The sequence below is a fragment of the Halomonas sp. AOP5-B2-8 genome (assembly GCF_052376475.1).
Taxonomy (GTDB): Bacteria; Pseudomonadota; Gammaproteobacteria; order Pseudomonadales; family Halomonadaceae; genus Vreelandella; species Vreelandella casei.
In genome coordinates this window covers 18126-29967 of the sequence record NZ_JBQSVS010000010.1, presented here as the reverse complement: position 1 = coordinate 29967, position 11842 = coordinate 18126, and the positions used below count along the sequence as shown (strand labels likewise).

Below are 11842 nucleotides of genomic sequence, written 5' to 3'. Positions count from 1 at the left end.
ACTCAGGGCACGGGCACACAGCTCACCGAAGGTGAGTGTCTGCTCACCGGCAATCAGTGCCACGCGCTCGGGATACGCAGTGCCCTGCGCCAAAATCGGGGTCTGCAACAGACGTGGCGGCAACGCACAGGCGGTCGCATTGGCTTGCGCGCGAATACTGGCCTGTGGCAATGGCAAAACAGCGCGTGGCTTGCCGCCCCATTCTCCCGGGTTGGCGGCAAGCCACTCGATGAGATGAATATATGTCGAAAACATGTCGTCAAGCAGCGACGTCGGGAATAGATCCTCGACGGCATCCCAGACCAATAATAAACCACCCTCGTGATCGTAGACCTGGTGATCGAGCCAGACCTGTGGCGTTTGAGAGATCATGTGATGGAGCTCGCCCAACACCGCCTTTGTCGGCGCATCCACAAGTGGCGTGCCCAGGTTACAGGCAAAGACGACCGGCGCGATGACCCCTTCATTTCGATGATGGCGTCCCAGATCACGCTGCACTTCCACGCCGGAGTAGCTGGCGTGAGCCATATCGGCGTGAAGGCGCGCTTGAATCTGCTGTAGGCGGTGCTCGAAGGATAGTGGCTCGGTGAAGTCGCAGGAGAGCAGAAGCAGATTGGTGAAATCAGCAACGACATGCTCGATGCCCGAGTCCTCGGCCTGCCGGTCGAACAGGGGAACATTGATCAGAAAACGTGGCTGGACGCTCCATCGCGACAGCACCTCTGCGTAAGCTGATAGCAGGAGATTTGCCGGGGTCACATAACTTAGGGCTGCTCTTCGCTTCAGCGCAAACCAGGCCTCGGGTGCCAGAACATGCTCGCGACGCCGAAATGTGGGAGGTGTCGTTGTTTGGCCTGCGCCCGCGGTCAATGGCAGCCCTGGGGCGCCTGGCATATCAGGGAGCTGTCTGGACCAGTATTCGCGATCACGGGCGCGATCAAATTGCTTCGCCTGTCGCTCTCGTGCCAGATAGCGGGCAAAGTGCCAATCGCTGGCGGCGGGTAACGCAGCCATCTCGCGGCCACCGGCATACGCCGTGGCCAGATCCCGCAGGATGATATGCAGACTCTGAACATCAGCCACCAACAAGTCGATATCGACGTGCAGACGTGTCCGCTGCTCATCCATAAGGCTGAGCTCCAGGCCCATGACTTCACCCTGGGAGACATCCAGCCGTCGGTGGGAAAGCCGTGCCCGAATAGCCGCCAACGCCTGATTGAGTTGCGTCGGGTTAAGCCCTCTCAGATCATGCGATACCACGACGGGATCTATGTTCTCGGTACTGATCCGCTGCTCACCATCTTCGGTGAATCGTGCACGCAACATGCCGTGATGTTGGCGTAGCACCTTCCATGCCCGCATCAGCCTTTCGGCGTCCAGGCCCGTGCCGTCGAGTTCAAGATACGCATGACAGCCGACACCGCCGAGCGGCTGTCCGTTCTGACGCCCTATCCAATAGGCATGCTGAACGTCGGTGAGACCAAACGCCAGCGTGGGGTCAATATCTGGGAGCATTTCATCGGTTGCCACGGGGTCTACGGCATCGTGACCGGGCTGTGCTGGGTCCAGCTGCGCCCACCAGGCAGCCAGTGTGGGGCGCTCAATCAAGCTGGCAAAACTGACGTTGGCACCCTGCTTACGCCAACGGCTCGCGAGTCGCATGACCGCCAGGGAGTCCAGCCCCAATGCGATGAGATTGTCATCGCCGGCGACCCTGTCTGGCAGAGTCGTCACCTCACGGACGGCTGTCAGCAGTTCATCTTGACCAGTCAGCGATATACCATCGGTGCAGGAAAAACGGCTCATTGGATGTCCCCGTCAACGATAAGAGCGGGATGCGGTTTGGCATGCGTACCGGCGACATCAGCGATCAGGCAGTGCGCCAGCGAGCTGAGCTTTTCTCGCGTTTCTTCCAGCTCGCGTTCGGGCGTGGATTGAGCCACGATGCCTGCACCGGCCTGCAGCCAGGTTTTACCCTTTCGCTGGAACAGAGAGCGCAGGACCAGAGCAGCATCTAGCGACCCGTCACAATCGGCCATCAGCACACAGCCACTGTAGGGGCCACGGGGTTGTTGCTCGTAGCGGCGGATGGCCTGCAGCGCTTCGCGCTTAGGGATACCGGAAGCCGTAACAGCCGGAAACAGCGCCTCAAAAGCATGCCAAGCCGTCCGGCCCTCAGACAGGCTTCCTTTCACCCGCGAGGCCAGGTGCTGTACGGACCCTCGTTCCCGGACATGCATGAACTCGGAGACGTGCACCGTTTCGGGTAGGCAATGCGGCCTGAGTTCGTCGATCGCCAACCTGACCGAGACAGCATGCTCGGCGATCTCCTTGACGTCAGTTTCCAGTTCATGCCGCAGCCGCTTGCGCTCGTCACTGCTGGTGCCCATGGACCGGGTACCCGCCAACGGTTGCGTGTTGACGCCACCGTTGGCATCGACCTCGACGACGGTCTCCGGGCTAAAACCCAACATATTCAACCCCGAGCAACGCACCAAGAATGAGCGAGCCGGTGTGTTCTGCCGCCGACCATGAAGATAGGTCGCAAACAGGTCAACAGGCTCGGGCACCGGCACCTGACGAGAGAGAATGACCTTTTCATAGCGCCCAGCACGGATATCACTCACCGCTTCCGCCACCTGAAGTCGATACGCCTCAGCATCATGGTTAGCGATCAAGCCCGCCATACCGATCAAATGATTTTCCGAAGGCCGGAAGATATCCCCCCCCGCCTGGTCCAATGTCGCAGTTTGTGCCGCCAACGCGGTCAGCAGGTGCTCGTCCGTCGTTCGCAATGTGGCTTCACCGGCTCTTAGCCGAATTTCCAGGCGTGGAACAAACAGCTCAAGCAACACATTCCCACTACTCCCTGGTACGCCATGAAAGCTATCCGCGAGTTCGAATGACGCCGAGCCATAAGCCCGCCAGCCTGCGGTCTCTATTTCACCCAGCGCCACGGCAATTAACCGGCAGATGTCACGACCTTCCCAGAAACGTTCAGCATCACCCTCCTGAAGCGAAACCCGATCAGATGTGACCTTGAGCGTCGCCAATCGGCCAGTGGCAACCAGCCACTCGCCCTCGCGCTCGTAGATGACATGGTCCTCATCCGCAGATGCCTTAGCAAACGCCACCGCCAGCGCCATAGGGTCGCTATTGATGGATTGTACGCACTCGATAAAGCCAGAGGATGACGAGGATGGTTCCATGACTCGCTCTGCCAGCTTCTGCTTATCGATCTTGCCCAGCGGCGTCAGTGGCCAGTGACGTGTAAAAACGACCTGATCAGGGCATTTGTATGCCGGCAATCCATGAGTAATCAGAAAGGTACGAAGTTCACTGACGCAAAGCGCGTGATTCGAGCCAATCAGGAATGCACAGCTACGCTCACCCAAGCGGCTATCCGCCACCCCGACGAGTGCTGCACTCTCTATTTCGGGATGACGACATAGAGCCTCCTCGACTTCTTCAGTCGCAATCTTCTCTCCAGCGCGATTGACCTGCTGCTTGATACGCCCCTCGACCTGCAGATTGCCGCCGACCGACCAGCGGGCCAGGTCTCCACTGCAATAAAAGCCGTCGGGTGTGAACGACTGCACATTGTGTGCGGCGGCCCGGAAATATTCCCTGATGGTGTAAGGGCCACGCGTCAGCAGTTCTCCCACTTCGCCCTCAGCGACATCCTCGCCCTGTTCGTTGACCAGCCGCACTTCGTCGCGGGGCGAAAGCGGTCGGCCCTGGGTATTCAGAATTTCGTCCAACGGGTCATCAAGTCGGGTATAGCAGAGCAGGCCCTCGGCCATACCGAAGACCTGCTGTAGTGAACAACCCAGAGCGGGCGTTATCTTTGCGGCGAGGTTGGCATCACAACGCGCCCCGCCCACCTGAAGGAATCGCAGTGATGAGAGATCCGTATCGTCCCACTCTCTTGCTTCTATCCATAGCTGGACGAGCGGTGGCACCAGCGACGTAAACGTCACTCGCTCACGAGCAATCAGTTCAAAGCACTCATCCGGACTAGGGGTCTGCGCCAGAACAACACGCCCGCCAACGCTCAGGGTTCCTATAATGCCGGGACAAGCCAGGGGGAAATTATGGGCAATCGGCAAGGCCGCCAGATAGACACTGCTGGCATCGAGATCACAGAGATGTGCGGAAGCGGTGGCATTATACAGATAATCAGCGTGAGTCCGAGGGATCAGCTTGGGTGTGCCAGTGGTGCCACCCGATAGCAGCAGTAGGGCCACGTCTTGTGAAGATGGCGTGTCACTGATCGTCGCGGCCGCCGCATGCCCCAGCTGCCTAATCTCATCAAGCTCATTCCCGCTATCGGATACTCCATCGATGATGACATGACGAATACTGCCACTGGTCTCTGCCACCTTGGCAGCGAGCTCCGCATGATCAAAACCAAGAAAGCTGTCTTTAGTGATGAATGCCACTGGTTCCGCCAACTGACATAACGCCTCGATATCCTTCTCGCGCTGCGCGGGCATCGCAAGGATCGGCAGCGCCCCCATACGAAACAGGGCAAAGCAAGTTTCGATGAAGGCCAAACCATTGGGCAACTGCACCAGCACACGATCACCACTCACAATGCCCAATGCCAGAAAGGCCCGCGCCAACTGATCGACTCGCGCATCCAGCTCAATATAGGAGAGATGCTGCTCCCCTTCGACGAGTGCAGTCGCGTGGCCGTAAAGACTAACCCAATGCTTGAGAGACTCACCCAGAGATGACTGTTGCCAATGCGCCAGGCGCTCGTATTCTGCCCAAACCGGCTCGGTGTGAGGAACCCTATGTGCCATTACGACGGCTCTCCTGTATATGTCATTTTCCGGCCTGACAGGCGCATCCATCACATGCAGTTAGCATCCTGTACATCAGGCCTTGCATCGGCAAATGATAAGCATTCTCACGGATAGCAACACCCTGGATCGTTCGCTAAATACCCTCAACGGTATTTTTTGACACAAAGACGGAAAGTAACGCGGTATCGAAGTGATAACGCTAAGTGATGCAAACAGCACAGCCGAAGGCGTGAGGACCAACCGCCGCAAAGGCCGTCGGAATAATGTCGTGCGCGGGTACCCACGCACCCAGAAAGCCGCCCACTAATCGTCGCAGCCGACGGTAGCGAGCTGCGAAAATCCAGCCTAGACACCGCTTGGCAACGTTTGATTAAACTGGCAATTGAAGAGGGAGTGATTACAGAAGAAGAACGCTTCGGCCTCCATGACCTAAAGCGACGCGGCATTACCGACACAAAAGGCAATCGCCACGAGAAACAGGAAGCCAACGGCCACCGATCTACTAGCATGATGGATACTTACGACCTAAGCGTGCCGCCAGTTCATCCAGGCGATCATAAATGGCCATTGAGCCAGCAACGGCGGACTGGAACTCTCCCAGTTCTTCAAAGGAAAGGTCAAAACCGTAATAATCGGAAATGGCTGCCAACGTATCAATGCCGGGTCGCTTCACACTCATAGTCAACTACTCCTATACACGGACGATTGCCTGAAAAGGCATTTAGCGAGGGAAGTACAAGCTATCGCTCCAACAATTTTGGATAGTGGTGTGGCAGGCGCATCACCACTAAGTCCTTTCGGCGCACAGCGCTGTTTGGGTAAGCCGAATCCAGGTTACTCGTGTCGATAGCAAGCTGCACGCAGCCAGTGGCGCTGGTTAACAATGCTTCTTGGCGAGGAAAATGAAACGTATCCGGGCCGAATATACCGCTTAGCCCCGGTAATCCAGCGTCGGGCATATGCACGTTGGCGAAAGCGAAATAGCAGTTGTTCTCGCCACCGCGCACCCGATAATGGTGCCAATGGTAATCGTCTGGGCCGGTGGGAATAGGTGCTGGCTGACGAATCTCAGTACCGGGATGGACGCAGTGAAATGGCCCTGGCAGGGCAGCAGGACAAGCGATGACATCGCACCCCCGCAGCGCCAGAATGCGCCCCGCTTCGGGAAAATCAGCATCATGGCCAATCAATAATCCTAGCCGTCCTAGCGGCAGATCGAAGCTTACCCAGCGATCGCCAGGCGTCGCCCATTTACGGTCTGCCTCGCTTAAGTGGATTTTACGATAAACCGCCATAACGCCCTGCGCCCCTACCAGAGCGGCAGCATTATAGAGATGTTCCTCCGACTGTTCCGCGAAACCTACCACATAGTTCTGTTGACGCTCCTCAGCGAGTCGACGCAGTGTGTCGAAAACACTGTGACGCTGTGAGATGGGATTGATACCGCCAGTGTCTAACCCGGTAAGCGCCAGCTCAGGAAAAACAATCAGCTCGGCACCCTCTTCTTGGGCAATCAAATCAGTACATTTGGAAAGGTTATCGTCGAGATTATTCGATGGGGAAAATTGAGCAACGGCGATGGTGCTTGCTTTTCCATTGGGCAGTGGCTGATGGCCATAAAGCCTGAAAAAGTCTAGCGGGTTCCAAGCGTGTGTTTGATGAAGTAGCTCATGATAAAGGTCTGGGCGACGCTCACTGGTCAACGGCCCCGTTACTCGTTCAGTATCAATTTCACCCAGCACGATGCCATCACCGTCATCGCGGCTAGCCTGGATATGTCCATCTGGATCAATCACGCAGCTACCGCCACTGAATTGAACGCCGCGCTCCACCCCCCAGCGATTGCTCTCAATAAGATAGCAGCCGTTTTCTTTGGCACGACTAATCCAATAGGGTGCTGGCGCTCTCTCAGCCAGCCAATTACTCAGATGGCAAATGACCTCGGCCCCCTGCAGCGCGACCAACCGTGCAGTTTCAAGAAAATGAATGTCCATGCAGATGAGCAGCGCGATACGGCCCAGTGACGTCTCGAACACTTGATGGCCAGTGTCGCCTGAAGCCGCCCACTTTGGCTCGGCGATATAAGGGTGGCTTTTACGATGTTTTCCTAAATAGCCCTCAGGGCCAACTAAAACAGCCGTGTTGTAGTAAAGCCCATTGCCAGCATCAACTTCTGGCAGCCCGATAACGATATAGCAGTCAAGCTTCGCCGCCAGAGCGGCGAAGCTTTGGGTTGAGGGTCCAGGCACTTGTTCGACGTAGGGTGCAACCTCCTCTCTGTCATACCAGCAATAGCCGGTAAGCCCCATCTCCGGCGTTATGATTAGCCGCGCACCAGACGCAGCCGCCTCTTCCACTAACCGCTTTAGAGCATCAATATTTCGCTCTTTTGCAAACATTTCAGGCTCAAACTGCAATGTGGCGGCAAGGTATTTCATATTGTCCTCCCCGCTCGCTAGCGTGCTTGCCCAACGATGGACTTGAGGATGGAAGCGCCTAAGGTATATTTTGGATCCACCATATTACCCAGCCGCACTCGTCCTGCCTGAGTAAGAAGCATGTAAGCCTCTATTTCATCGAAATCAAACTCTGCCGCTAGCCAGCGTACCAGCTCTCTGTAGGCAATCCGGGTGGCATCTTCCATGGGACGCGCTGAACCAATGGTCATATAGAACTGTTCATTTTCCAGACGCGGCCATTTGAACGTCCAATCTTTAATCAAGTCGACCTGAACGGTGGTCACGGTAGGATGCTCGATAGCCACGCCACACAACTCACCATCACCCTGCGCCGCATGGCAGTCACCTAGATAAAGATAGGCACCTTTGGTATGTACCGGCAGATAGATCACCGCACCTGGTGCTACATCAGGTAAGTCCATATTGCCGCCGTAATAATCGGGCACCAGCGAGCTAATCGACTCAATCTCCGGTGACACCCCAATGGTGCCAATAAAAGGCTGATAAGGAAGGGTTATTTTATCGCTCCACTTCACGCCGGTTTCCGCGTCAACCTCCACCTTTTTTACCCGCTCCGGTAGTGGCGCGTTGAGTAGCGCGGTATCACCGGTCGCCACTAGTCCACCAAATTCGGTAATCAGCGCTGTCGTACCGCAGGGCTGCGGGCCGCGGGGTTTCATATCGCGGATATAAACCGCCAAGCAATCGCCCTTCTCCGCCCCCTCTACGTAGATCGGTCCGTTCTGCGGATTCAGATAAGGTAGATTAAGCAGTTCGCTGGGCTTGTCGCTTTCCGAGCGCAACTTTCCTTCGAAAGCATCATGGGTTTCAGCACTGACGATATCGCCCGGCTGGATATGCAGTACAGGCTTGGGGTTAGGCCCAAGCGTATAGTGATACTGACCTTGAGCCGCCTCAGTTAGCTGGTGTGTAGTACCCGGTTTACCTTTGGCGACGGCGCGACGCGCCATGATGGATTGATCAAGCCAACTCATTGTTCTACTCCTTTTTAGGTGTTTTTCAGTCATCGCTCCAGCAACTGCAGACCGGAGTTTGAGTCATGGTTAAATAGTGCTGATGGGTACCCATCCTGCTTATACAGCCAGAATTCGACGCATGGCGTCACGATCACGGAGTTGCTCCTTCGCAAGCTCATGGGTAATTTTCCCCTTATCCATGACGTAGCAGCGTTGCGCCATGGTCATGATCATGTCCAGGTTCTGCTCTACGAGGAGAATGGTTACGCCCAGTTCGCGATTGAGCTTGAGAATGTTGCGTGAAATGTCCTTTACGATGTTTGGCTGAATACCTTCCGAGGGTTCGTCGAGTAGCATAAGCTTCGGCTTGCCCACCATGGCACGGCCGATCGCAAGCTGTTGCTGCTGTCCGCCGCTGAAGGTGCCCGCTCGTTGATTAGCCCGCTCTTTCAAGATGGGGAAGAACTCATAAACCCGCTCATAGTCAACTCCCTCGCCAGCCTGTTGGAGCATTTCGCCGACCTTGAGATTTTCCCAGACGGTCATGCGTGAGAAGACCTCACGCCCTTGCGGGATATAACCAATGCCCAAACGCGCACGTTCGTGAGATTCGAGCGAGCTAATATCCTTACCATCAAAACGGATAATGCCTTGTCGATTCTTGATAAGACCAATCAGCGTTTTCATTAATGTCGTCTTGCCGACGCCATTTCGGCCGATGACGGCTACCACCTCGCCGCAACCAACATTCAAGCTGACCTCTTGCAGCACTGAGGTGGTACCGTAGCCAGAAATGACACCTTCCACGCTCAACAGATTTGTACTATTCGTCGTCATCGGCTGTCCCCAGATAAATACGTGCAACCTCTTCGTTAGCCTCAATCTCGTTGATCGTGCCTTCCGCAAAGATTTCACCGAAGTTCAGTACAGTGACCTTGTGGGCAATCTGGCGCACAAATTCCATGTCGTGCTCAACCGCTAAAATCGACATACCTTTGCGATTGAGCTCCTGGATCATCTCGCCCGTGCGCGCCGTTTCTTCTGGTGTCATGCCAGCTGTCGGTTCATCAAGAAGTAGTAAGCGCGGCTCCGTGCTCACCGCCATACCGATCTCAAGCCACTGCTGTTCCCCGTGTGAGAGTTCTCCAGCAAGTTCTCCTGCTTTATCGGTAAGCCTTACAAAGGCGAGTGCTTTATCGATAGCCGCTGTCATGGAATCACCATGCAGGTGGTTTTGAACTGCTATTTGCATGTTTTGCCAAACGGAGAGTTCGGAGAAGATACCCGGCACCTGGAACTTGACGGCAATTCCCTGCTTCACGCGCTCGAAGGAACGAAGCTTGGTAATTTTTTGACCTGAAAAGTAGATATCACCTGAGCTTGGTTGATGCTCACCGAGTACAAGCTTGAAAAACGTGCTCTTTCCAGCGCCATTCGGACCTATCAGGCATCGGATCTCACCATGCTCCATTGAGAAGTTCACATCCTGAGCAACTTTGACGCCGTCGAAATGTTTATATAATTTCTCAGTTCGCAATATGGTCACGACATGCCCTCCTTACGCTTACGAAAGCGACCAAAGAACTTGACCAGCCCCGGGATCAACCCTTCCGGCAAAAAGACCACCACGACGACCAGCAGCAACCCCATAATGACAAAGGCGTAGTAGCTACCGTAAATAGTGAGGTTCTGGAAGATGCCAAGCACTACCAAGGTGCCCACCAGCGTTGCGGTGAGGTCTTTACGCCCGCCCACTGCTACCCAAATAATGGGTAATGCAGCGGCCGCTAAATCCATATTGGATGGGCTGATGTACTGTCCCCAAGCGGTATAGAGCACACCTGATAGACCCGCTAAACCGCTGCCAATAACAAAGACAATTAACTGATAGCGGCGTATGTCGTAGCCAAGCATTTCAGCGCGGTGCGGATTTTCACGAATTGCGACTAGCACATTGCCGAATCTCGAATTGACGAGAACCCGTAAGCCCAGATAACAAACCACCAGCATGGCCAAAAGGAGGTAATAGAGTGGCACGCCCGAATACAGCGCGATATCTCCTCCAGCCCAAGGGATTGTTAACGGCGGCATACCGGTCATGCCATTGTCGCCACCCAGTCGGGCATTGCCGATCGCCCACTGGGACCCAGCCGTCTGTGCCATGAAGGTGGCGAAAACCAGCGTGGTCGACAGCGTGATAATACCGAGGAATACGCCGCTAATACGCCCATAAAAAAGAATGTAACCAAGTACAGCCGCCCCCAAACAGGACATGCCAACGCCTAGAAGCACGCCGACGATGGTCAAACCGTAAGCTGCGCCAAAGTTGATAGTGACGACACCATACGTGTACCCGGCAAGCCCGAAGAAAGCAGTCTGACCGAAACTGAGCGACCCGGCATATCCCCAGATGAGCGACAACCCAAGTGCCATAAACACCCAGCAAAAGAAGTAGGCCGTATTACCTACACTCCAGGCATCCGCGAAAGCGGGATATACAACTGCCGCCCCAATCGTTAAGACAAAGACAACCCAATACACTGGGCCACGCCCCAGCGTTTGCGGGCCATTGATAAGACGCAACCAGCCGGTCATTCGACCGTCCGGACGAGACGCTTTCAAATCTTCCCGTTGTAACATACCCATTTATGTACGCCCCTTGAGCAACCAGCCAGACAGGCCTTGTGGGAGAATACGGATGACCACCATGACAGTGATTAACAACCCCACTTGGCCCATCAGCTGCCCTTGCCACCCAGTCAAAAAGGCCTTGATAACCGCGAGCGTGGCTGCCGCTGGCGCCGTGCCCAAGAACACATCAGCCCCACCAACAACCACCGTCACGAAGCTTTCAACCAGGAAGTTGGCGCCCAGCGTCGGGACGATGGAGATCGTGGGGGCATAAAGCGCTCCGGCTAAGCCCGCCAGGGCTGCGCCGAGACCGAAGGTGAGGGAGTACATACGTCCGGTGTCGATTCCCGCGGCTTTCGCCATGTGCGGTGCTTGAATTGTTGCCCGTGAGTGGATACCGAATGTCGTATGATGAAACAGCACATACAGCCCAATAAGCAGTAGCACTGCGACGCCAAGCAGCACCATTCGATAGGTAGAGTAGCTGTAGCCGCCCACCGAAAAACTGCCGAGTGGCGTGCTGATACCCGCCATACTGGATCCAAGTACGATCAGCGTGCCCTGGGTAAGGATCAGGCTAATCCCCCATGTGGCAACAATGGAGTCCAACGGACGGTGATAGAGGCGATGAATAATTGTGCGTTCAAGCACAATGCCAAGTATCCCGGCGGCAAGGCTGCCACATAGCATCGCGATAGGCAGTGGGATCCCTAGGCGTGCCGTTGCCACCGTTACATAGGCACCGCACATGATAAATTCGCCGTGAGCTAGGTTGATGATGCCCATCATCCCGAAAATCACCGCTAACCCCATGGCGGATAGCACCAAGAAGGCAAACGCATCCCCAAACTGATAGAACGCAGTAAACGCTAAATGTATATATTCCATATCCAGCTCCTAGGCAGGAAACACCCGCGAGATTTCCCGCTTAATGGAAATTCACAGACCAGGCAGGATGAAGCTC

9 protein-coding genes are annotated in these 11842 nt (G+C 55.4%); all 9 read right to left on the bottom strand.

The window, feature by feature from the left end; all coding sequences use genetic code 11:
• On the bottom strand, positions 1–1806 hold a 1806-nt coding region (locus ACT3RP_RS17790), incomplete at its 3' end, for a condensation domain-containing protein (RefSeq protein ID WP_444624350.1).
• Entirely contained in the window at positions 1803–4808 is a 3006-nt protein-coding gene (locus ACT3RP_RS17785; RefSeq protein WP_096278043.1) for a salicylate synthase, read from the bottom strand. The genes ACT3RP_RS17785 and ACT3RP_RS17790, both read right to left, overlap by 4 nt.
• 505 nt (positions 4809–5313) lie before the next feature.
• Complete coding sequence (locus ACT3RP_RS17780; protein WP_176483368.1) at positions 5314–5490, bottom strand: hypothetical protein; 177 nt, start codon at positions 5488–5490, stop codon at positions 5314–5316.
• A 61-nt stretch (positions 5491–5551) separates the two neighbouring features.
• Positions 5552–7249, bottom strand: a complete 1698-nt coding sequence (locus ACT3RP_RS17775) for a nitrilase-related carbon-nitrogen hydrolase (protein ID WP_096278041.1) — start codon at positions 7247–7249, stop codon at positions 5552–5554.
• Between the two features lie 17 nt (positions 7250–7266).
• On the bottom strand, positions 7267–8265 hold the full coding sequence (locus ACT3RP_RS17770; RefSeq protein WP_096278039.1) for an acetamidase/formamidase family protein: 999 nt from the start codon (positions 8263–8265) through the stop codon (positions 7267–7269).
• Positions 8266–8364: 99 nt separating this feature from the next.
• Positions 8365–9084, bottom strand: a complete 720-nt coding sequence (gene urtE, locus ACT3RP_RS17765) for an urea ABC transporter ATP-binding subunit UrtE (protein WP_096278037.1) — start codon at positions 9082–9084, stop codon at positions 8365–8367.
• Positions 9071–9793 carry an ABC transporter ATP-binding protein gene (locus tag ACT3RP_RS17760; protein ID WP_096278034.1) on the bottom strand — a complete coding sequence of 241 codons (723 nt, stop codon included), beginning with the start codon at positions 9791–9793 and terminating at the stop codon, positions 9071–9073. Before ACT3RP_RS17760 ends, urtE begins: the two co-directional genes overlap by 14 nt.
• Positions 9790–10893, bottom strand: coding sequence for an ABC transporter permease subunit (locus ACT3RP_RS17755; RefSeq protein WP_217990273.1), 1104 nt, complete (start codon positions 10891–10893; stop codon positions 9790–9792). Before ACT3RP_RS17755 ends, ACT3RP_RS17760 begins: the two co-directional genes overlap by 4 nt.
• Complete coding sequence (locus ACT3RP_RS17750; protein ID WP_096278033.1) at positions 10894–11766, bottom strand: ABC transporter permease subunit; 873 nt, start codon at positions 11764–11766, stop codon at positions 10894–10896.
• Between the last annotated feature and the right edge of the window lie 76 nt (positions 11767–11842).

Excerpts from the sequence above, each read along its gene's own strand:
- ACT3RP_RS17785 (WP_096278043.1), bottom strand. The coding sequence starts at position 4,808 with ATGGCACATAGGGTTCCTCACACCGAGCCGGTTTGGGCAGAATACGAG.
- ACT3RP_RS17780 (WP_176483368.1), bottom strand. The coding sequence starts at position 5,490 with ATGAGTGTGAAGCGACCCGGCATTGATACGTTGGCAGCCATTTCCGAT.
- ACT3RP_RS17775 (WP_096278041.1), bottom strand. The coding sequence starts at position 7,249 with ATGAAATACCTTGCCGCCACATTGCAGTTTGAGCCTGAAATGTTTGCA.
- ACT3RP_RS17770 (WP_096278039.1), bottom strand. The coding sequence starts at position 8,265 with ATGAGTTGGCTTGATCAATCCATCATGGCGCGTCGCGCCGTCGCCAAA.
- urtE (WP_096278037.1), bottom strand. The coding sequence starts at position 9,084 with ATGACGACGAATAGTACAAATCTGTTGAGCGTGGAAGGTGTCATTTCT.
- ACT3RP_RS17755 (WP_217990273.1), bottom strand. The coding sequence starts at position 10,893 with ATGGGTATGTTACAACGGGAAGATTTGAAAGCGTCTCGTCCGGACGGT.
- ACT3RP_RS17750 (WP_096278033.1), bottom strand. The coding sequence starts at position 11,766 with ATGGAATATATACATTTAGCGTTTACTGCGTTCTATCAGTTTGGGGAT.